Annotated in this window: 23 protein-coding genes; 5 read left to right on the top strand and 18 right to left on the bottom strand. The window is 69.0% G+C overall.

Annotated features, from left to right (window positions below; all coding sequences use genetic code 11):
* Window positions 1-40: 40 nt before the first annotated feature.
* Window positions 41-733, bottom strand: a complete 693-nt coding sequence (locus LBN7_RS18400; RefSeq protein WP_116636647.1) for a DsbA family protein — start codon at window positions 731-733, stop codon at window positions 41-43.
* 133 nt (window positions 734-866) lie between these two features.
* On the opposite strand from LBN7_RS18400, the gene LBN7_RS18395 reads away from it, so the two are divergent.
* Window positions 867-1,478, top strand: a complete 612-nt coding sequence (locus LBN7_RS18395; protein ID WP_407360452.1) for an AAA family ATPase — start codon at window positions 867-869, stop codon at window positions 1,476-1,478.
* On the opposite strand, the gene LBN7_RS18390 is transcribed toward LBN7_RS18395, so the two are convergent.
* Both LBN7_RS18390 and recO read right to left on the bottom strand, forming a co-directional pair.
* Window positions 1,418-2,221, bottom strand: a complete 804-nt coding sequence (locus LBN7_RS18390) for an isoprenyl transferase (protein ID WP_341945266.1) — start codon at window positions 2,219-2,221, stop codon at window positions 1,418-1,420. The genes LBN7_RS18395 and LBN7_RS18390 overlap by 61 nt on opposite strands.
* On the bottom strand, window positions 2,218-2,961 hold the full coding sequence (recO, locus tag LBN7_RS18385) for a DNA repair protein RecO (RefSeq protein ID WP_282216932.1): 744 nt from the start codon (window positions 2,959-2,961) through the stop codon (window positions 2,218-2,220). Before recO ends, LBN7_RS18390 begins: the two co-directional genes overlap by 4 nt.
* A gap of 34 nt (window positions 2,962-2,995) precedes the next feature.
* Between recO and LBN7_RS18380 the strand changes: the two genes are divergently transcribed.
* The gene (locus LBN7_RS18380) at window positions 2,996-3,688 is read left to right on the top strand and encodes a trimeric intracellular cation channel family protein (protein WP_116636651.1); all 693 of its coding nucleotides are present in this window, start codon (window positions 2,996-2,998) and stop codon (window positions 3,686-3,688) included.
* A gap of 104 nt (window positions 3,689-3,792) precedes the next feature.
* On the opposite strand, the gene leuA is transcribed toward LBN7_RS18380, so the two are convergent.
* Entirely contained in the window at window positions 3,793-5,547 is a 1,755-nt protein-coding gene (gene leuA, locus LBN7_RS18375; protein ID WP_341945263.1) for a 2-isopropylmalate synthase, read from the bottom strand.
* 194 nt (window positions 5,548-5,741) lie between these two features.
* Between leuA and LBN7_RS18370 the strand changes: the two genes are divergently transcribed.
* Complete coding sequence (locus LBN7_RS18370) at window positions 5,742-6,389, top strand: hypothetical protein (RefSeq protein ID WP_407360451.1); 648 nt, start codon at window positions 5,742-5,744, stop codon at window positions 6,387-6,389.
* Window positions 6,390-6,461: 72 nt separating this feature from the next.
* Here LBN7_RS18370 and LBN7_RS18365 read toward each other — a convergent pair whose 3' ends face one another.
* The 12 genes from LBN7_RS18365 to hrcA form a co-directional block, all read right to left on the bottom strand.
* Entirely contained in the window at window positions 6,462-7,403 is a 942-nt protein-coding gene (locus tag LBN7_RS18365) for an NADP-dependent oxidoreductase (protein ID WP_407360450.1), read from the bottom strand.
* Window positions 7,404-7,411: 8 nt separating this feature from the next.
* Window positions 7,412-7,891 carry a hypothetical protein gene (locus tag LBN7_RS18360; protein ID WP_407360449.1) on the bottom strand — a complete coding sequence of 160 codons (480 nt, stop codon included), beginning with the start codon at window positions 7,889-7,891 and terminating at the stop codon, window positions 7,412-7,414.
* Window positions 7,888-8,874, bottom strand: coding sequence for a hypothetical protein (locus tag LBN7_RS18355; RefSeq protein ID WP_116636657.1), 987 nt, complete (start codon window positions 8,872-8,874; stop codon window positions 7,888-7,890). Before LBN7_RS18355 ends, LBN7_RS18360 begins: the two co-directional genes overlap by 4 nt.
* Window positions 8,864-9,391, bottom strand: coding sequence for a sigma-70 family RNA polymerase sigma factor (locus LBN7_RS18350; protein ID WP_116636658.1), 528 nt, complete (start codon window positions 9,389-9,391; stop codon window positions 8,864-8,866). Before LBN7_RS18350 ends, LBN7_RS18355 begins: the two co-directional genes overlap by 11 nt.
* Window positions 9,392-9,445: 54 nt before the next feature.
* Window positions 9,446-10,342, bottom strand: a complete 897-nt coding sequence (era, locus tag LBN7_RS18345) for a GTPase Era (protein WP_116636659.1) — start codon at window positions 10,340-10,342, stop codon at window positions 9,446-9,448.
* Window positions 10,335-11,630 (bottom strand): hemolysin family protein, encoded by a 1,296-nt coding sequence (locus LBN7_RS18340; protein WP_116636660.1) that lies wholly within the window; start codon window positions 11,628-11,630, stop codon window positions 10,335-10,337. The genes era and LBN7_RS18340 overlap by 8 nt, the downstream gene beginning before the upstream one ends.
* Window positions 11,627-12,085, bottom strand: a complete 459-nt coding sequence (gene ybeY, locus LBN7_RS18335; protein ID WP_017202321.1) for an rRNA maturation RNase YbeY — start codon at window positions 12,083-12,085, stop codon at window positions 11,627-11,629. The genes LBN7_RS18340 and ybeY overlap by 4 nt, the downstream gene beginning before the upstream one ends.
* A gap of 16 nt (window positions 12,086-12,101) precedes the next feature.
* Window positions 12,102-13,127 (bottom strand): PhoH family protein, encoded by a 1,026-nt coding sequence (locus LBN7_RS18330; RefSeq protein ID WP_243409007.1) that lies wholly within the window; start codon window positions 13,125-13,127, stop codon window positions 12,102-12,104.
* Window positions 13,128-13,206: 79 nt separating this feature from the next.
* Window positions 13,207-13,557 (bottom strand): HIT domain-containing protein, encoded by a 351-nt coding sequence (locus LBN7_RS18325; RefSeq protein ID WP_116636661.1) that lies wholly within the window; start codon window positions 13,555-13,557, stop codon window positions 13,207-13,209.
* A 48-nt stretch (window positions 13,558-13,605) separates the two neighbouring features.
* A complete protein-coding gene (locus tag LBN7_RS18320; RefSeq protein WP_407360448.1) occupies window positions 13,606-14,334 on the bottom strand; it encodes a 16S rRNA (uracil(1498)-N(3))-methyltransferase in 729 nt (242 codons plus the stop codon).
* 2 nt (window positions 14,335-14,336) lie between these two features.
* Complete coding sequence (dnaJ, locus tag LBN7_RS18315; protein WP_116636663.1) at window positions 14,337-15,452, bottom strand: molecular chaperone DnaJ; 1,116 nt, start codon at window positions 15,450-15,452, stop codon at window positions 14,337-14,339.
* A gap of 37 nt (window positions 15,453-15,489) precedes the next feature.
* Complete coding sequence (gene hrcA / locus LBN7_RS18310; RefSeq protein ID WP_341945255.1) at window positions 15,490-16,521, bottom strand: heat-inducible transcriptional repressor HrcA; 1,032 nt, start codon at window positions 16,519-16,521, stop codon at window positions 15,490-15,492.
* Between the two features lie 114 nt (window positions 16,522-16,635).
* Here hrcA and LBN7_RS18305 point away from each other — a divergent pair, with 114 nt between their 5' ends.
* Window positions 16,636-18,057 carry a carboxylesterase/lipase family protein gene (locus LBN7_RS18305; protein ID WP_407360447.1) on the top strand — a complete coding sequence of 474 codons (1,422 nt, stop codon included), beginning with the start codon at window positions 16,636-16,638 and terminating at the stop codon, window positions 18,055-18,057.
* Between the two features lies 1 nt (window position 18,058).
* Here LBN7_RS18305 and hemW read toward each other — a convergent pair whose 3' ends face one another.
* Both hemW and LBN7_RS18295 read right to left on the bottom strand, forming a co-directional pair.
* Window positions 18,059-19,294, bottom strand: coding sequence for a radical SAM family heme chaperone HemW (hemW, locus tag LBN7_RS18300; protein ID WP_407360446.1), 1,236 nt, complete (start codon window positions 19,292-19,294; stop codon window positions 18,059-18,061).
* A gap of 16 nt (window positions 19,295-19,310) precedes the next feature.
* Window positions 19,311-19,964 carry a DUF1990 family protein gene (locus LBN7_RS18295; protein ID WP_116636667.1) on the bottom strand — a complete coding sequence of 218 codons (654 nt, stop codon included), beginning with the start codon at window positions 19,962-19,964 and terminating at the stop codon, window positions 19,311-19,313.
* 176 nt (window positions 19,965-20,140) lie between these two features.
* Here LBN7_RS18295 and LBN7_RS18290 point away from each other — a divergent pair, with 176 nt between their 5' ends.
* Entirely contained in the window at window positions 20,141-20,575 is a 435-nt protein-coding gene (locus tag LBN7_RS18290) for a GIY-YIG nuclease family protein (protein WP_407360445.1), read from the top strand.
* Window positions 20,576-20,577: the final 2 nt, after the last annotated feature.

The following is a 20,577-nucleotide window of genomic DNA, read 5'->3' as shown; positions in this document are numbered from 1 at the left end:
GGGAGCAGAGCTCGCGCCGCCTCGGTATCCGAAAGGTGCCTCAGGCCTGGACGGCCGCTGCTTCGTCCTCGGTCTCTCCGCGCTTCGCCCAGAGATCGCGGAGCACGTTCTCGAACGCTGCGGGCGGCTGCGCACCCGAGATGCCGTACTGCCCGTCGATCACGAAGAACGGCACGCCCTGGATGCCGTAGGCCTGCGCCTGCGCCTGGTCCTGACGGACCGCCGGCAGGTACGTCTCGCTCTCGAGCGCCTCGCGCGCCCGATCGGCGTCGAGACCGACCTCGACTGCGAGCTCGACGAGGTCGTCGATGCGACCGACGTGCTTGCCCTCGGTGAAGTACGCGGACATGAGGCGCTCCTCCATCGCGTGCTGCAGGCCCTCGGCCTTCGCGAAGTGGAGCAGCTCGTGCGCCTTCACGGTGTTGGTGTGCTGCAGGAGATCGAAACGGTACTCGAGGCCCGCGTTCGCCGCGACGCCCGTGACGTTCGACAGCATCTGCTCGACCTGCGCGCGCGGCATCCCCTTGTGTCCGGCCAGGAAGTCGATCTCATCGCCGTCGAAGTCGACGGGGGTGTCGGGCGAGAGCTCGAAGGAGTGGAAGGTCACGGTGACCTCCGGGGCGTCGTCGTCGGCGGAGACGGCTTCGAGGCCCTTCTCGAGGTTGCGCTTGCCGATGTAGCACCAGGGGCAGGCGATGTCGGACCAGATGTCGATGGAGATGGGTTCGCTCACACCTTCATCCAACCGCATGGTTCTGTGAGCTATTCCGGATCTCGCAGTTCCGGAGCGCCCTTCGTCTCGTCGCTGCGCTCCTCGCTCAGGAACCGAGGAGCGCGACAATCCCCGCGATCGATAGGATTTCCGGATGCTCTCCGCCGACGATCCGCTGCCTCTCAGGCCGGAGCGCGTGCTGATCGCGGGAGTGTCCGGGTCGGGCAAGACGACCCTCGCCGGGCGGATCGGCGACGCGTGGGGCCTACGGCACGTCGAGATCGACGCACTGTTCCATGGCCCGGACTGGACGCCGCGACCGGAGTTCCTCGACGACGTGCGCGCGTTCGCGGCCGAGGATCGCTGGGTCACGGAGTGGCAGTACACGAGCAAGGGGACCGACGAGGTCCTCCCGCCGCGCGCGCAGCTCGTCGTCTGGCTGGACTACCCGTACCGCGTGGTGCGTTCACGGCTGCTGCGCCGCACCCTCGCCCGCGGCATCCTGCGTACCCCGCTGTGGAACGGGAACGTGGAGAAGCCGATATGGCAGATGTGGCGCGGCGAGCCGGAGGAGAACATCCTGCTCTGGCAGACGAACACGTTGCACAAATGGGCGGAGCGCATGCCCGGTGTCATCGAGCACTTCCCGCATCTCACGATCGTGCGCCTGCGCCATCCTCGGGAGACGGAGAAGTGGCTCCGCGCTCAGGCTGTGGCGTCTGGAGCGTCGACGGCTCCCCCGAAGCGACGGTCCCGCGACAGGTAGATGCTGATCGCGCGCCACAGCTCCTCGCGGGAGAAGTCGGGCCAGAGCGTGTCGAGGAACACCATCTCCGCGTACGCCGACTCCCAGAGCAGGAAGTTCGAGGTGCGCTGCTCCCCCGAGCTCCGCACGAAGAGGTCGACGTCGGGCATGTCGGGCACGTAGAGGTGGCGCCGGATCATCTTCTCGCTGATCGCGTTCGGCTTCACCCTGCCCGCGGCGACATCGGCCGCGATCGAGCGCATCGCATCGACGAGCTCGATCCGACCGCCGTAGTTGACGCACATCGTGAGAGTCAGCACGTCATTGCCCTTGGTGAGCTGCTCGGCGTACTGCAGCTCCTTGATGACGCTGCCCCACAGCCGCGGCTTCCGTCCGGCCCAGCGCACCCGCACGCCCCACTCGTTCAGCTGGTCACGTCGGCGGTGCAGCACATCGCGGTTGTACCCCATGAGGAAGCGCACCTCCTCGGGAGAGCGCGCCCAGTTCTCGGTCGAGAACGCGTACACGGACAGGTGCTTCACTCCGGCCTGGATCGCGCCCGCGACGACGTCGAGGAGCACCTCCTCGCCGGCCTTGTGTCCCTCGACGCGGTTCAGGCCGCGGCGGTTCGCCCAGCGGCCGTTGCCGTCCATGACGATGGCGACGTGCTCGGGCACCGCGGGGAACGCGGGCGGGTGCACACCCGTCCAGTCGAGAGGGCGATAAGCCACGGCATCCTTGTGCGTGTACGGCTTGGGAGTCACCGTGCTCCTTCTCCTCGGATGTCGGAAACGTGCGAGAGCGAGCGGATGCCGCGCTCCAGGTGCCACTGGGCATAGGCTCCGACGAGCCCGGCCGCGGCAGCCGACTCGGCGGGAGATGCCGCGTCGATGAACTCCCAGTCACCCCTGATCAGGGCGCGGAGCAGCTCGAGGGTGCGTTCGGCGATGCGCGGGCTTCCCGCCGGCGCATCGTTCACGCACACCAGGCCGCCCAGCTGGGCGACGAACGTGCTGTGCGGTCCGGGCGCCGCACAGCGGGCGCAGTCGTCGAGCGAGGGCGCCCATCCGGAGAGGGACATCACGCGCAGCAGATACGAGTCCAGGATGCTGCGCGGCACGTGCTCGCCCCGCGAGAGCGCGCGCAGACCGCCGACGAGGAGCAGGTACTGCTCGGGCGTCGCCTCGGAATCGCTCAGGCGGTCGGCGGTCTCGACCATCGCGTTGGCCGAGGTGAAGCGGTCGTAGTGCGCGGCGATGTCGGTGCCGTAGGAGCCGAGCGATTCCGCCTGCTGCACGATGTCGAGCGAGCGGCCCTGATAGAGCTGCACATCGGCGACCATGAAGGGCTCGAGCCGGGAGCCGAACTTCGACGACGTGCGTCGCACGCCCTTCGCCACCGCACGGACCTTGCCATGCCGCCGCGACAGCATGGTGACGATGCGATCGGCCTCACCCAGCTTGTGGGTGCGCAGGATCACCACTTCGTCTCGGTAGGTGGGCACACGTCGATTATCCTCCGTGCGCGAGAATGGACGGGTGACCGAACCGCTCTTCACCATTCCGCTGTGGGCGGACCTCCTCGGCGTCGGCCTCGGTGGGGTGCAGGGCGCGCTGTTCGCCTCCGGGTTCCAGGGGCAGCGCCGACTGGACTGGCTGGGCGTGGCGATCATCGGCATCATGATCGGCATGGGCGGCGGTCTGATCCGCGACATCCTGCTCGGTCAGACGCCCGCCACCCTGCAGAATCAGTGGTATCTCGTCACGGCCGCCGGTGCCGCTCTCTTCGGAATGCTCCTCGCGGGACTCTTCAGCCGCCTGAACACCGTGATCGTCGTGCTCGATGCCGTCGTGATCGGGATGTTCGGCGCGTTCGGGACGAGCAAGGCTCTGGCTTTCGGGATCCCCGAGGTGCCCGCCGTCTTCATCGGCGTCTGCGCCGCAGTGGGCGGCAGCGTGCTGCGCGACATGCTGATGGGCCTGCCGACCGCGATCATGCACGTCGGCTCGCTCTATGCCGTCGCAGCCGGCGCCGGCTGCACGTTCATCGTGATCGCGAACGGCTTCGGCATGTCGATCACCCTCGCCGCGATCATCGGCATCGTCGTCACCGCCGTGATCCGTGTACTGGCGGTGAGCTTCGACGTCTCGCTCCCCGAGCAGCGACGCATCTACCGCCGCAAGGTCGCCGCCGAGACGGGAGCGATCCCGATCGTCAAGCCGCGCGACTGAGCGGAGTCCGGCGTTTCGTCTCGTCGCTTCGCTCCTCGCTCAACGACCGATGGCACGTGCCTCGGTCGTTGAGCGAGAGCAGCGAGACGAAACGCCGAGACCCGTCAGACCGCGGCCAGCTCCTGCGCGCGCGTGCGGATCGAGCGGTTCACACCCGACACGATCGCCTTGAGCGATGCGGTCGAGATGTCGCCGTCGATGCCGACGCCCCACAGCCGCTGGTCGCCGACCTGCAGCTCGACGTAGGCAGCGGCCTGCGCGTCGCCGCCCGCACTGAGTGCGTGCTCGACGTAGTCGTAGACCGTGATGTCGAAGCCCTGCGCACGCAGCACCTCGACGAACGCCGCGACCGGTCCGTTGCCCGACCCTGCCACCGCGAGCTGCTGCTCGTCATCACGCAGCACGACGTCGAGCACGACCTCGCCCGACATGTCGCTGCGGGTCTGGGTCGCGAGCAGTTCGAAGCGACCCCACTTGGCCGCCGAGTCATCCGCAGGCAGGTACTCGTCGTTGAAGATCGACCAGATCTGGTCGCTCGTGACCTCGCCGCCCTCGGCATCCGTCTTCGCCTGCACCACACCGGAGAACTCGATCTGCAGCTTTCGCGGCAAGTCGATCGCGTGATCCGACTTCAGCAGGTAGGCGACGCCTCCCTTGCCCGACTGCGAGTTGACGCGGATGACGGCCTCGTACGAACGGCCCAGGTCCTTCGGATCGACCGGCAGGTACGGCACGGCCCACTCGATGTCGTCGACGGTGACGCCCTCTGCTTCGGCCCGAACGGCCATCGCCTCGAAGCCCTTCTTGATCGCATCCTGGTGCGAACCGCTGAACGCCGTGAAGACGAGGTCGCCGGCCCACGGGCTGCGCTCGGGCACGGGCAGCTGGTTGCAGTACTCGACCGTGCGCTTGACCTGGTCGATGTCGCTGAAGTCGATCTGCGGGTCGATGCCCTGCGTGAACAGGTTGATGCCCAGCGCGACGATGTCGACGTTGCCGGTGCGCTCGCCGTTGCCGAAGAGGCACCCCTCGATGCGGTCGGCACCGGCCATGTAGCCGAGCTCAGCGGCGGCGATCGCCGTGCCGCGGTCGTTGTGCGGGTGCAGCGACAGGATGATGTTCTCGCGGTGGGCGAGGTGGCGGCTCATCCACTCGATCGAGTCGGCGTAGACGTTCGGCGACGCCATCTCGACGGTCGCCGGCAGGTTGATGATCACCTTGCGGTCAGGGGTGGGCTCGAAGACCTCGATGACCTGGTTGCAGATGTCGAGAGCGAACTCGAGCTCGGTGCCCGTGTAGCTCTCGGGCGAGTACTCGTAGTAGACCTTCGTGTCGGGGATGGTCTTCTCGAACTTCCGGCACAGGCGCGCGCCTTCGAGCGCGATGTCGATGATGCCCTGCTTGTCGGTGCGGAAGACGACCTCGCGCTGCAGCACGCTGGTCGAGTTGTACAGGTGCACGATGGCCTGCTTGGCACCGGCGATCGACTCGTAGGTGCGCTCGATCAGGTGCTCGCGCGCCTGGGTCAGCACCTGGATCGTCACGTCGTCCGGGATCAGGTTCTCTTCGATGAGCTGGCGGACGAAGTCGAAGTCGGTCTGGCTCGCCGACGGGAAGCCGACCTCGATCTCCTTGTAGCCCATGCTGACGAGCAGCTCGAACATGACGCGCTTGCGCTCGGGCGACATCGGGTCGATGAGGGCCTGGTTGCCATCGCGGAGGTCGACCGCGCACCAGCGGGGCGCCTCGGTGATGCGGGCGTCGGGCCAGGTGCGGTCCGGCAGGTGGACGTCGATCTGCTCGTGGAACGGCCGGTACTTGTGGATCGGCATCGCTGAGGAGCGCTGAGTGTTCTGCATGATGGGCTTCTTCTCTTCGTCAAGATGTACGGGCCAACACAAGCGCCGCGACGAGGAAGGCCCTAGCTCTTAGGACTCGTCGCGGCAGCTAAGAAGAAGCAGACCGCCGAAAGGCATGCGGCCATGCTAGCAGGGAAGCTCCGGTCGCGTTCGACGGTCGTGAGACGATCCCGGCGGACGCGACACTGGGGAGTATGAGCACATCGCAGCGTCGCAGGCTTCTCGCGACGGCATCCGTCTTCGGAGTCCTCGCTCTCGGCGCCTGCGCGAACAGCCCCGGCGGCTCGCCCGCCCCGACGAATTCCGCTATCCCGTCGGACCAGCGCCTCGAGAACGTCACGCCCGGCCTTCCGCAGGGACGCGTGATCGGCGTCGGCACCGTTCTGGATGTCGCGGGCGACGTACAGCTGTGTCTGGGCGCGATCATGGAGTCCTACCCGCCGCAGTGCAGCGGTGTCCCGATCGATGGCTGGTCCTGGGACGGCCTCGAGGGCAGCGAGACCAGCGGTGAGACGACGTGGGGTGCGTATGCGGTCTACGCGACCTACGACGGGACGCGGCTGACGAACACGGATCCGCCGATCATGCTCGCTCTGTACGATCCGGTCGCGCCGGAGGATCCGACCGGCGGCACGGAGGGCACGACGGCCGAGGTCGACCTCACGCGGATCCAAGACGACATCTCCGCCCGACTCGGACGCGATGCCCTGACCGTGGGCGCCGACCGCGGGTACGTATGGCTGCAGGTCGTGTGGGACGACGGCACGATTCAGGATGCCGCGGACGCCGAGTTCGGCGACGACGTGGTGATCGTGACGTCGTCGCTCCGCGAGGTCGACTGACCGTCGCCGGAGCCTGTGCGATCACCGACTTTCTCGTCGCGGGCGACTCGCGAGTCGCTCCGAACCCGGGCCTCAGGCGTCCGGGATCAACGCGAGCTTGCCGCCGGGGTGACCGGTCGCAAGGAGGCGATGCGCCTCGGGCGCATCGTCGAGTGGGAACGAACGAGCCATCGGCACGACGAGGTCGCCGTTCTGCGCCAGGGCGACGAGCTCGCCGCGCACCTCGTCGCGGAACCGCGTGCTGGCCGGCATGGACCCGGCGATGGCCAGGATGTCGTCGGCTTCCGCGCGCCCGAACGCGGCGATCGTGACGATGCGCCGACGGTCGGCGACGAGTGCGAGCGAGACATCCACGGCCTCGTCCGTGCCGACGGCATCGAGCGCGGCGGCGATCGGACCATCCGCCGCGTCGCGCACCCGATCGGCGAGGCCCGTGCCGTAGCGGACAGGGATCCCCCCGAAGCGGCGCACCTCGTCGAAGCGGCTCTCACTGGCGGTGCCGATCACACGGATGCCGCGCAGCCGCGCCTGCTGCAGCACGCTGAGGCCGACGGCGCCCGAGGCACCGTGGAGCAGGATCGTCTCACCCGGAGCGGCACCGGTGACCGCGAGCATCTCAGCCGCGGTGGTGCCGACGAGGAGGAGGTTCGCCGCCTCGGGGTGCGTCAGCGTCGTGGGCTTGGCGAACACCTTCTCCGCGGGCACGGTGAGTTCCGTCGAGTATCCGCCGCCCACGCGGAACGCGACGACCTCGTCTCCGATGGCGGCGGCGCCCGATCCGATCGAGGTGTTCGGACCGATCGCGATCAGCTCCCCCGAGACCTCGTATCCGATGGCCACCGGGAAATCGACTCCGCCCCGCGGGGCCGCGACGTGCTTCGCATCGGCCGGGTTCACGCCGGCCGCACGCACCCGGATCGTGACCTCACCGGCGCGAGGAGCGGGCGGCTCGTAGCCGACGAAGTCCCACCCCTCCGGCGGACCAGGGGTCCGGGCGATCCACTGCGATGCCATGCTCGTCCTCAGAGGTAGCACCGGAGGCTCGTGGCGCCTCCGGAGATGTTGGCCCAGTTCCCGGCATACACGGTCGCGACGACCGCCGATGCGTTGCGCGCCTGCACGTAGCCCGAGGTGCGGGCGTTCGCCAGCGACTTCGCCGAGAACGTCGACGGAATGGTGTGATTGCCGCAGGTGCCGAACGTCAAGGTGCTCGTGCCCCCCAGCGACAAGCCGTTGTACACGCAGATGCTGTTCGTCGCGCAGCTGCCGACCGAACGGGCGGACCGCCCCTTGTCCGCATGGACGGTCAGCTCCATCGCGAGCTCCGGCCACACCGCGTGCCTCGAATCGATGAGGACACCTCCGGGAACCTCTTCGAGCATCGCCGTGATCTGCGGATCCGGCTCGGCATCGTCGGACGGAGCCGCGAAGGCCGGCGCCGAGGTCATCGCGAGGAGGATTCCGACGAGACCCGCGAGAAGGGCCGAGGTCGCACGCGTCATTCGATTGTTCCTTCCGTGACATCCCACATCTCGTAGGAGATGATCGCCCCTGCGTCGAACACCTCGTCCGCGATCAGCACGGTGCGTTCGACCCCGACGATCCGGCCCGTCTCACGCGAGATCAGGATGAGGTCGCTCGCGGCCCCGTCGGGAGATTGCACGCGGATGCCCGCTACCGGTCGTCCGAGACGATCCGTTGAGGTGCCGAGTGCGACGCCGTCGCCGGCCTCCTCCAGAAGAGAGAGAAGCTCGGCGTGCTGCGCGTTCGTCAGCGTCCACTGCTGGAGGGCCGACGTGAACGCGGTCTCCACATCGAAGGCGGTGGGATCGTCTGGCATGCCGAGAGCGCGGAGCATCGCGGACATGTCAGCACCGTCGGCAGCAGGGACGGTCGTCCACGGTGTCGTGAAGTCGCCGGGTTCCATGATGAGATCAGTGACGACCTCACCGCTGCTGGTCACCTCGGCCGTGCTGTTGGCCACGGCATCCGCGGGGTCGTAGGGGACGCCCGCGATGATCGTCATCCGCCCCGAGCCGTCGGGCTCCCACGTCAGAGTCGAGAGCTTCGGAACGACCTTCGTCTCCTTCTTGCCGACCTCGACCGCGAAGCCCCACGACGCCGTCCGGACCGTTCGCACCGCCTCGGAAGGGCCCTCCGACGTGGCGAGGGCGGTGTGCGCCTCCTCGACGATGTCGGCCACCGTGGACTCCCCCTCGAAGTCCAGCGGAGCGGGCGTGCCCGCGACCGCGGCCACTTGCGGCGTGATCATCGCGAAGGCGACGACCGCGGCCGTCGCGACAGCGACGACCCCCGACGCCCAGCCCAGAGCGCGCGCACGACGGCGCTTCTTCGGCGCCTCCGTCGAACGGAGGATGCGGTCGCGGGTCGCGATGGCCTTCGCGTCAGGGACGGCATCGCGCGGGGTGCGCCCGGGATCGGCGTCGCTCAACGCCCTCTCGAGAACCGAGTTCTCAGTCGTCACCGGATGTCACCCCCTCCAGGCCCAGCTCCGCGCGCAGACGATCCTGCGCTCGGCGAAGTGTTCTCCGCACCCGGGACTCAGAACCGCGCAACAGCTCCGCGATCTCCCCCTCCGCGAGCCCATCCCAGTACGTGAGCATGATGATACGCCGTTCCCTGGAGGTGAGGACACCCAGAGCTCGCACGACCTCGGCCTGACCGACGCGCCCAGGAGGCGCCGAATCGCCGGTGACTCCGATGTGCACCGCATCGAGCGCGGTGTGCAGCGTGAGGGCGCGCCCCGACCGAGCGCGCAGGCGCCGCTCGGCCGCCCGCAGCAGCCACACGCGGCCCATCGGCCGCGTCGGCTTGAGCCGCGACCAGGCCAGGAGGAACACCTCGGAGACGATCTCCGCCACCTCGGCGTCGTCAGCGACGACGCACTCGATGTGGTGACGCACCGACGCCCAGTGGTCGTCGAAGACGCGTGTGAAGACCTCGTTCCGCAGCGCTTCCGGGTCCGGGCTGCGCCCGTTCATGCCCGCGGGGTCGGCGGCCTGCCCGCCGCCCTCGACGTGTCGCCGGTCCTCATGTCAGAACCCGAGCCGGCCGAGCTGCTTCGGGTCGCGCTGCCATTCCTTGGCGACCTTGACGTGCAGCCCGAGGAAGACGCGGGTGCCGAGCAGCGCCTCGATGCCCTTGCGGGCACGCGCACCGACGTCACTGAGACGCTTGCCCTTGTGCCCGATGATGATGGCCTTCTGGCTGTCGCGCTCGACCACGATCGAGGCGTGCACGTCGGTCAGGTCGGTGCCCTCGCGGGGCGCGATGTCATCGATCACGACAGCGATGGAGTGCGGCAGCTCGTCCCGCACGCCGTCCAGAGCCGCCTCGCGGATCATCTCGGCGATGCGGTCCTCCTGCGATTCATCCGTGGTGATGCCCTCCGGATAGAGCGCAGGTCCCTTCGGCATGAGGCTCAGCACCTCGTCGGCGAGCACCTCGAGCTGGTCCCGCGTCAGTGCGGAGAGCGGGATGACGGCGGCCCAGTCCTCGCGGAGGGCATCGACCTCCATCAGCCGCTCGGTGATCTCGTCCCGACCCGCGGCATCCGTCTTCGTGACGATCGCGATCTTCTTCGCCCGCGCGTATCCGTCGAGGGACGCGGCGATGCGGCGGTCGCCCGGGCCGACCTTCTCGGTCGCCGGCACGCAGAAGCCGATGACGTCGACGTCGCCGAGCACCTGGTCGACGAGATCGTTGAGACGTTCGCCGAGCAGCGTGCGCGGCTTGTGGATGCCGGGGGTGTCCACGATGACGAGCTGGCCCTCCGGACGGTTCACGATGCCGCGGATGGCCCGACGGGTGGTCTGCGGCTTCTCGCTGGTGATGGCGATCTTCTCGCCGACGAGCGCGTTCGTCAGCGTGGACTTGCCCACGTTCGGTCGACCGACGAAGGTCACGAACCCGCTTCGGGTGTTCTCAGTCATCGTGTCGTTCTCCCTCGTCCTGCGAAGCGTCGGGCTCCGTCGCCGTGCGTTCCACGAAGACCGTGGCGATTCCTCGACCGCGGCCGCGCGATGCTCCACCGGTGAGCGCGAGCCCCGAGACCGTCGCGGTCGCGCCGGGCTGCGGCACCTGGCCCAGGGCCTTGCCGAGCAGACCGCCGATCGAGTCGACGTCCTCGTCCTCGAGTTCGAGGCCGAAGAGATCTCCGACGTCCTCGAGCGAGAGCCGGGCGCTCACACGGTACCGGCCATCGCCGAGATCGACGAACTCGGCGGATACCTGATCGTACTCGTCGGAGATCTCCCCGACGAGCTCCTCGATCAGATCCTCGAGCGTCACGAGTCCCGAGATGCCGCCGTGCTCGTCGATCACCAGGCAGACGTGGACGGCATCGCGCTTCATCTGCTGCAGGAGCGTCTCCGCGCGCATCGACTCAGGCACGAAGGTGGCGGGGCGGGCGATGGGACGGATGGATGCCGCGCGCCAGGCGCTGTCGTCGCGGTACGCGAACTGCACCAGATCCTTGAGATACAGCACCCCGACGACGTCATCGGCGTCGTCGTCCACCACCGGCATCCGCGAGACGCCGCGGTTCAGGAACAGCGACATGGCTTCGTCGGTGGTGGCGGTCGCATCGACGGTCACCATCTCGGTACGCGGCACCATCACGGCGCGGACGAACTGATCGGTGAAGTCGAACACCGAGTGGATGAGATCGCGGTCATCCTCTTCGATGAGGTCGTTGGACGCCGCCTCGTCGACCATGCTGAGCAGCTGGTCCTCGCTCGTGAACGAGCTGCGCCCGGTGCCGGGGGTGACCCGGTTGCCCAGCACGACGAGCGCCTGCGCGAGAGGGCCGAGGAAGATGCGCAGGCCGCGCACGATCGACGCGGTGCCGCGGATCATGCCTTCGGCGTGCTGCCGCCCGAACGACCGCGGGCTGGCGCCGACGAGGACGAACGTGATCGCTGTCATCAGCAGAGCGGCGGCGAGCATCGCCCACCAGTTGTTCTCGATGAGGATCGTGAACGCCACGGTCACGAGCACCGCGGCCGTGACCTCGGCCAGGACGCGGATGAAGGCGACCGCGTTGACGTGCGCGTCGAGATCGGAGGCGATGCGGCCCAGGGCCTTCGCCCGCCGTCCTTCTGTCGCCATGTCGGCGAGGTTCGCACGCGAGGCGACGCCGTAGGCGGCATCGATGGCCGACATCAGGCCGCCGAACGCCACCAGGAGCACGGCGGCGATGAGCAGGAGAGTCGCTGTCATCGGCGGCGTTCGGCCGCGGCGAAGCCTTGGATGAGCTCCTTCTGCAGTCCGAACATCTCACGCTCCTCGTCGGGCTCGGCGTGGTCGAACCCCAGCAGGTGGAGCAGCCCGTGAGTGGTGAGCAGGATGAGCTCGTCCATCAGGGTGTGGCCGGCCGCCTGCGCCTGGGTCTCCGCGACCTGCGGGCAGAGCACGATGTCGCCGAGCAGCCCGGGGGCGGTCGGGCGGTCCTCGGTTCCGGGGCGCAGCTCGTCCATCGGGAAGCTGAGCACGTCGGTGGGTCCCGGCTCGTCCATCCACTGCACATGGAGCGCCTCCATGGCGCCCTCGTCGACGAGGACGATCGCGACCTCGGCGTCGGGGCTGACATGCAGCTGGGCGAGATTGAAGTCGGTCAGCCGCTGGAGCACGGTCTCGTCGACGTCGATCGCCGACTCGTTGTTGATCTCGATCATGCCTGTGCTCGTTTCATCAGGAGAGGCCTCGTTTCGGCATCCGGTCGCGGGGTCCTGGGCGCTGCGCACCTCGCCGGTCGGCGCGGTTGGCGAACTCCGCTGCCTGCTCGCGTTCGAACCGCTGCGCGGTGCGCTTCTCGTCGTATTCGCTGTAGGCGTCGACGATGCGACCGACGAGAGAATGACGCACGACGTCGGCGCTCGTGAGTCGGGAGAAGTGGATGTCCTCGATGCCGTCGAGCACGCGCGTGACGAGCCGGAGGCCCGAGGAGCCCTGCGGGAGGTCGACCTGGGTGATGTCGCCCGTGACGACCATCCGGGTGCCGAAGCCGAGACGGGTGAGGAACATCTTCATCTGCTCCGGCGTGGTGTTCTGCGCCTCGTCGAGCACCACGAACGAGTCGTTCAGAGTGCGACCGCGCATGTACGCCAGCGGGGCGACCTCGATCGTGCCCGTGGCCATGAGCCGCGGAACGATCTCGGGGTCCATCATCTCGTTGAGCGCGTCGTACAGCGGTCGCAGGTAGGGATCGATCTTGTCGGTGAGCGTGCCGGGGAGGAACCCGAGCCGCTCCCCCGCCTCGACGGCAGGCCGGGTCAGGATGATGCGGGTGACCTCCTTGCGCTGCAGCGCCTGGACGGCCTTCGCCATCGCGAGATAGGTCTTGCCCGTTCCGGCCGGACCGATGCCGAACACGATCGTGTTCTCCTCGATCGCGTCGACGTACTCCTTCTGCCCGAGCGTCTTCGGCCGGATGACCTTGCCGCGCGTCGTGAGGATCGCCTCGCCGAGCACCTCGCTCGGACGCGGACCGCCCTCCTGGCGCAGCATCCGCGCCGAGTTCGAGACATCGCTCGGGGCGAGGTCGTGACCTGCCCTGGTCATCGCGAGCAGCTCGTCGACGAGGCTCTTGGCTCCGGCGACGGCCTCCCGCGAGCCGCTCAGGGTGATCTCGTTGCCGCGCACGAGGACCTGCACGTCGCGGTGCTCCTTCTCGAGCATGCGCAGCAGCCGGTCCTGCGGACCGAGCAGTTGCACCATCGCGACGCCGTCGGCGTAGATCTTCTCGACCGACTCGGGCGTCTGTCCGCCCAGACTCCGCTCCTGGGGCTCGTGATTCTCAGGCACCGACACTCTTCTCCGTCAGTCCGCCGGCCAGCACATGCGCGTGGACGTGGAACACCGTCTGTCCGGCGTTCGCGCCGGTGTTGAAGACGAGGCGGAAGTCGCCGTCGTCGGTGTGCGTCGCCGCGAGTTCCTTCGCGAAGGCGATCATCTCGGCGAGCAGAGACGGATCGCCGGCAGCGAGCTCGGCGACGTCACGGTACTCGGCCGACTTCGGCACCACGAGAAGATGCACCGGCGCCTGCGGCGCGATGTCGCGCAGCGCGAAGACGCGATCGGTCTCGCCGAGGATCTCCGCGGGGATCTCCCCGTTCAGAATGCGCGTGAAGATCGAGGGTTCCGTCATGGTGTCAAGTCTACTGACCGGCACGTACTCCGGCCCGTGGGTCCGTGATCACCAGCGCCCGAGCGCGACCGACAGCACCGCGACGGCGGCAGGGCCGGCGGTGGAGGTGCGCAGCACGGTCTCGCCGAGGAGCACGCGCTCCGCACCGGCATCCGTCAGCAGGGCGAGCTCCTCATCGGAGATGCCTCCCTCGGGGCCGACCACCAGCACCAGATCGCGGCCATCCGGCTCGATAGCCGAAAGCCGGACCGGGGCCGTCGGATCGAGCAGCAGCACGCGGTCGGTGCTCGCCCGCGCGGCGAGCTGCTTCGTGGTCGCCGGAGCCGTGACCTCGGGCACCCAGGCGCGATGCGCCTGCTTCGCCGCCTCTCGGACGATGGTCGACCAGCGCTCGCGCCCCTTCACGGCCTTCGGGCCTTCCCAGCGCGACACGCTGCGGCCGGCCTGCCACGGCACGATCTCGTCGACGCCGAGCTCGCATGCGGCCTGCACGGCGAGCTCGTCTCGATCGCCCTTCGCCAGCGCCTGCACCAGGACCAGCCGCGGCGCGGGCGCCGGATGCTCGACTCGCTCCTCGATGCGCACGTCGACGCGTGACGGCGCCACCTCTTCGGCGACGCCCGCGAGCCACACTCCGGCGCCGTCGCCGACCGTCACTACCTCGCCGACGCGGAGTCGACGCACCACGGCCGCGTGCTTCGCCTCGGCACCGGTCAGCGACACGACGTCTCCGACACCGGCATCCGTCGACGACTCGACGAGGAAGTGCAGCGCCACGATCAGTGCCCGCGGAACCGGTCGCGGAGCTTGGAGAAGAGTCCCTGCTGGAACTGCGCCAGCTGCGGACCGGGAGCCTTCGCCTTCTTCGCGAAGTCCTCGATCAGCGCACGTTGGGCGGAATCGAGCTTCGTCGGCGTGACGACCTGCACGCCGACCCGCAGGTCACCGCGCTGCGAACCGCGCAGCGGAGTGATGCCGCGGCCCTTGATCGTCAGCACGTCGCCCGACTGCACGCCGGGACGGATCTCCAGATCGACCTCGCCGTCGAGTCCCTGGATCGAGGTCTCGGTGCCGAGGATCGCATCCGTCATCGACACCTCGAGGGTCGCGAGCAGATCGTCGCCCTCTCGACTGAAGGCCTGGTGCGCGTTCACGGTCACCTCGACATACAGGTCGCCGTTGGGGCCGCCCGCCTTGCCGACCTCGCCGGAGCCCGGGAGCTGCAGCCGGAGTCCGGTCTCGACGCCTGCCGGGATGTCGAGCGACACGGTGCGGCGCGAGCGCACGCGCCCCTGGCCGCCGCAGGTTCCGCACGGGAACGGGATCGTGGTGCCGTAGCCCTCGCAGGTGCCACAGGGCTGGGAGGTCACGACGTTGCCGAGCAGGCTGCGCACCTGGCGCTGCACGTGTCCGGAACCGCCGCAGATGTCGCACGTGACGGGCGAGGTGCCCTCCTGGCAGCACGAGCCCTGACAGGTCTCGCAGAGCACGGCCGTGTCGACCTCGATGTCGCGATGCGCGCCGAACACGACGTCGCCGAGGTCCAGCGTCACGCGCACGAGCGCGTCCTGGCCCCGCTCACGACGCGAGCGAGGGCGCCCGCCGCGGCCGCCGCCCTGAGCCGCGCCGAAGAACGTCTCGAAGATGTCTCCGAAGCCGCCGAAGCCCTGGAAGTTGCCCGCAGCCCCGTCTCCGCCGCCCATGTCGTAGCGCCGTCGCGAGTCGTCGTCGCTGAGCACGTCGTACGCGTGCGTCACGAGCTTGAACTTCTCGGCGGCCTCGTCGCCCGGGTTCACATCCGGGTGCAGCTGCCGCGCGAGGCGCCGATACGCCTTCTTGATCTCATCGGTGGAAGCGTCTCGGGACACCCCGAGAACCTCATAGTGGTCCGCCACAATCGCCTTTCTGCGTGTGTCTCTCGTGGCCGTCGCCTCAGCGACCGGCCTCGTCCTCGTCGAGCATCCGCGACAGGTAGCGGGCGACCGCCCGCGCCGCCGCGAGGTTGCTCGGATAGTCCATGCGCGTCGGCCCCATCACGCCGACCCGTGCCGTGCCGCTGGGGGCGGCGTAGTTGCTGGCGACGATGGATGCCTCGCCGAGACCGAACGGCTCGTTCTCGGTGCCGATGCTCGCGCCGAGCCCATGCTCGTCGGTCACCATCTCGCCCATCAGCCGCAGCAGGGTGACCTGCTCCTCGATCGCCTCGAGGATCGGGTGGATGCTGCCGCGGAAGTCCTGCTCGCGCCGTGCGAGCGTCGCGGCTCCCGCCATGACCAGTCGCTCCTGGCGGAACTCGCCGAGCTCCTCGATGACGACGGCGGCGAGCGTGCGCAGCGCGATGTCCTTCGTCTGGTCGTCGGCGGCGACGAGGTTCTGCAGCCGCTCGGCGGCATCGCTCACCGCCTGTCCCGTGATCAGGGCCGAGAGTCGCGCGCGGAGCACCGCGGTGTCGGCCTCGTCGACGTCGACGGGGAGCGGAGTCAAACGCTGCGAGACGCCGCCCGCGTCGGTGACGAGGACGATCAGCACGCGGTTGGGAGAGAGCGCCACGAGCTCGAGGTGCGTGATGTGCGCACGGGCGAAGGACGGGTACTGCGCGAGCGCGACCTGACCGGTGAGCTGCGTGAGCACGCGGACGGTGCGGATCATCAGATCGTCGAGGTCGGTGGGAGCGGTCAGGAACGACTCGATGGCGGTGCGCTGGGCGACGCTGAGCGGCCGCAGCTGCGCCAGATGGTCGACGAAGACGCGATAGCCCTTGTCGGTGGGGACCCGGCCCGACGACGTGTGCGGAGCCGTGATCAGCTCCTCGTCCTCGAGCAGCGCCATGTCGTTGCGGATGGTCGCCGCCGAGACACCGAACGAGTAGCGGTCCACGATGGAGCGGCTGCCGACGGGCTCGTGAGTCTCGACGTAGTCCTGCACGATCGCACGGAGAACCTGGAGTCCTCGCTCTGAGACCATCGCCTTCCCCTTCCGCTGACACTCGGACGCTCGCTGGCACTCTGATGCCCCGAGTGCCAATCCTACCCCGCGCAGCCGGGTATACCCCGAAAGGCGCCCTCTAGGATGGCGCTCATGACGACGACGACGCCCACCGCGATACTCTCCGGCGGCATCGTCCGCGGAACTCTCGACGCCGGCGTCCGCCGCTTCCTCGGCATCCCCTACGCCGCCGCTCCCTTCGGGTCGAACCGGTTCCGCGCACCGCAGCCGGCAGCGGCGTGGGACGGCATCCGCGAGGCGGTGGACTTCGGTCCGACTCCCCCGCAGCTGCCGTACCCCGGTCCGATCGGCGAACTCCTCGGCAGCGTCCGCATCGACGGCGACGACATCCTCACCGCGAACGTCTGGGCACCGGAGGATGCCGCGGCTGCGCCCGTGCTGCTCTGGATCCACGGCGGCGCCCTCGAACGCGGCACGGCGGCCCTCGGACTCTACGACGGCACGCGCTTCGCACGCGCGGGGATCGTCTTCGTCTCGATCAACTACCGGCTGGGATCCGAGGGCTTCTCGGTGCTCGACGGCGCTCCCCGCAACCTCGGCCTGGAGGATGCGGCCGCTGCCCTCTCCTGGATCCACCGCGAGGTCGAGGCGTTCGGCGGCGACCCGACGCGGATCACGGTGATGGGCGAGTCGGCAGGCGGAGCGATCGTGGCCGGGCTCCTGGCGAAGGAGACATCCCGCGCGCTCATCGCGCGCGCGATCATCGAATCCGGACCGCTCGAGGCGCAGACACCGCGGAAGGCCGGCCGGATATCGGTGCAGCTCGCGAAGCGGCTCGGGGTCCGCCCCGATCGCGAGGCCTTCGCCGATATCTCCCCCGACAGCCTGCTCGAGACCAGGCGGCAGCACGCCGCCGGTTCCTCTCCGCTGGGCGGCGCCCCCGGCTTCCAGTTCGCGATCGACGCGGAGACCCTCCCCCGCTCCCCGCACGAGGTCCTCCCCGAGATCGGCACGCCACTGCTCATCGGCAGCAACACCGACGAGTACCGGCTGTGGTTCCCGCCGGCCGCGCTCGACGGCATCAGCGAACTGAAGCTCCTCGCGGCCCGTCTCGCCCTGCGGATCCCGCGCGCTGCCGTACGGGCGTATCGTGCGGAGTTCCCCGGTGCGTCGACCGGCGAGATCTTCGGACAGCTCGCCACCGACGTGCTGCTGCGGGCTCCGCTGACGCGCCTCGCACAGAAGCGGACGGCGCCGACCTACGTGTACGAGTTCGCGTGGAACAGCCCGGTGCGCGACCTCCGCGCGGCGCATGCGCTCGAACTCGGATTCGTCTTCGATCGCCTCGACGATCCCGAGGCGCAGCGTCTCGCCGGGCCGGATGCGCCGCGAGAGCTCGCCGCAGAGATGCACGCGTCGTGGATCGCCTTCGTGAAGACCGGCGATCCCGGGTGGCCGGTGTTCGGCCCCGAGCGCCGGACGCGCGTGTTCGACACGATCAGCGCGACGGTGCCGCAGCGGCGGACGACCGGATTGGACCTGCTGCCGGGCTGAGTCAGTCGGTCAGCTCGCGCACCACCGCGTCGGCGAGGAGCCGACCTCGGAGCGTCAACTGGACGCGCCCCTTCACTGCGGCGACCGGATCCACCAGCCCGTCGGCGATGAGCCCGGCGACCCGCGTGCGGTTCGCCGGCGGCACCTCGTCGATCGCGATCCCCTCGCGGATGCGGCTGAGCAGCAGGATCCGCTCCAGCAGGCGGGAGTCGTCATCAGGTCGCTCCGTGCCGGCGGCGGGAGATTCGGATGCGGCGAGGCGCTGGGCGTACGCGGCGGGGTGCTTCACATTCCACCAGCGCAGCCCCGCGACATGGCTGTGTGCACCGGGTCCGAACCCCCACCAGTCGCTTCCGCGCCAGTAGGCGAGGTTGTGCCGTGAGCGGTTCTCCTCAGCGGTGCGACCGTGGGCGGCACGCGCCCAGTTGCTCACCTCGTACCAGTCGAAGCCGGCCGCGGCGAGGCGGGCATCGGCGAGCTCGTACATGTCGGCCTGCAGGTCGTCGTCGGGCGTCGGGACCTCTCCGCGTCGGATCTGCCTCGCGAGCTTCGTCCCGTCCTCGATGATCAGGGCGTAGGCCGAGATGTGGTCCGAGTCGAGTTCGAGCGCAGCATCGAGCGATGCCTCCCAGTCGCCGAGCGACTCGCCGGGCGCGCCGTAGATCAGGTCGACGCTGACCGCGAGGCCCGCATCCTTGGCCGCGGCGACCGCCGTGCGCACGTTCTCCGGGCGATGCGTGCGATCGAGCGCGGCGAGCACGTGCGGGACCGCGGACTGCATGCCGATCGAGAGCCGCGTGACCCCGGCGTCCGCGAGCGTGCGCGCGACGCCGGGGGTCACCGTGTCGGGGTTGGCCTCGACCGTGACCTCGGCGCCGTCGACCAGGCCGAACGCGGATGCCGCGGCGTCCAGCATCCGCGCCAGATCACCCGCCGGGAGCAGCGTCGGCGTGCCGCCGCCGAAGAACACGGTGTCCATCGGCCGCAGGGCACCGGCGTCACCGAGCACACGGTGTGCGAGATCGATCTCCCCGATCAGCGTAGAGGCGTAGTCCTCCTGCTTGGCTCCCCGCAGCTCGCTCGACGTGTAGGTGTTGAAGTCGCAGTACCCGCAGCGCACCCGGCAGAAGGGCACGTGAAGGTAGGCGGAGAACGGCACGCTCGGATCGACCGGAAGATCGTCGGGCAGCCTGCCGTCCGAGGGCGCCGGATCGCCGAGCGGGAGCGGTCCCGCCATCAGTGCTGTCTCGACATCAGACGGGCGTCGCGTAGAGCGGGGAGATCGCGCGGAGGTAGCGGGCGAACAGTTCGCGTCGACGGCGCTTCACCAGTGCGGGCACCGTGCGGTAGAGGAGCGAATTCGGCGCGTCGAACGCGCGCACGGTGAACCACACCTCGTCGTTGTCCTCGCGCCACTCGACGTCGAACGACTCCTCGCCGCTGACGACCGAGCCGCCGACGGTGCCGAGCACGAATCCGATGCGCCGGGTCTCCTCCGTGACCGAGATCACGCGGAGCTCGGAGTCGGCGCGCATGCCGCCGATGCGCCCCTTGAGGTGCAGCGTCATGCCTGCTCCGACGAACGGCGTGCCCTCGGCGTCGTAGCGCGGCTCGACATCGTGCTTGCTGGGAGCGATCGGGTTGCCCTCGGCATCGAAGCTCACGCCCGCGTAGGCCGGTCCCGGGGCGGGGCGGAGATCGTCGACCGAGAGGCCGGCCGCGCGCTGCGCCGTCCACGAGAGGAGCGCTTCGCCGGCGATCTGGAACCGCTCAGCGCCGCTTCCGATGCGCCACGACTCCTCGGCAGGGATGCTGCGTTCCGGTGGGTACTGCATCAGATCGGGCGCGTGGGTCGCACCCACGGCCGCATAGTCCACCGTGTCGTCTCGGAAAGTCCCGCGCCGCATGAGTTCCAGCCTACTTCGGGTTCCCTGAGGGTTCACCCCCACGCGCCGCGCGAGGTCACATCCCGGGATCCTGAGCTGTCGTAGGGCCCAACCCTGGGACCCTGAGCCTGTCGAAGGGCCCGCGAGTTATCCACAGCCGTAACGATCTCGTCCCCGGAATAGCGGCACCATTGGCCATGGCATGGACGTATATCCTCCGGTGCGATGACGGCAGCTTCTACACCGGAAGCACGAACGGCGATCTGGAATCACGAGTCTGGGAGCACAACAACGATGAGGACTATGCCGCACGCTTCACCCGGAAGCGTCGCCCCGTGGTGCTCGTCTACGCAGAGCAGTTCGACACCGTCGATGCAGCCTTCGGGCGGGAGAAGCAGATCCAAGGCTGGAGTCGTGCGAAGAAGATCGCTCTGATCGAACTGAGGGGGCAGGACCTCCCGGCGCTCTCCAGGTCGCGAGGGGCCGACGCTTCGACAAGCTCAGCGACCCAGCACCAGAACCAGCCAGCCCCCGACGCTTCGACAAGCTCAGCGACCCAGCACCAGGCGAACCAGTCAGCCGGCGACGCCTCGACGAGCTCAGCGACCCAGGAGGCGAACCTCCGTGGATGAGC

The sequence above is a fragment of the Microbacterium sp. LBN7 genome (genome assembly GCF_045690345.1).
Lineage (GTDB): Bacteria > Actinomycetota > Actinomycetes > Actinomycetales > Microbacteriaceae > Microbacterium.
This window is presented reverse-complemented; position numbering and strand designations above follow the sequence as displayed.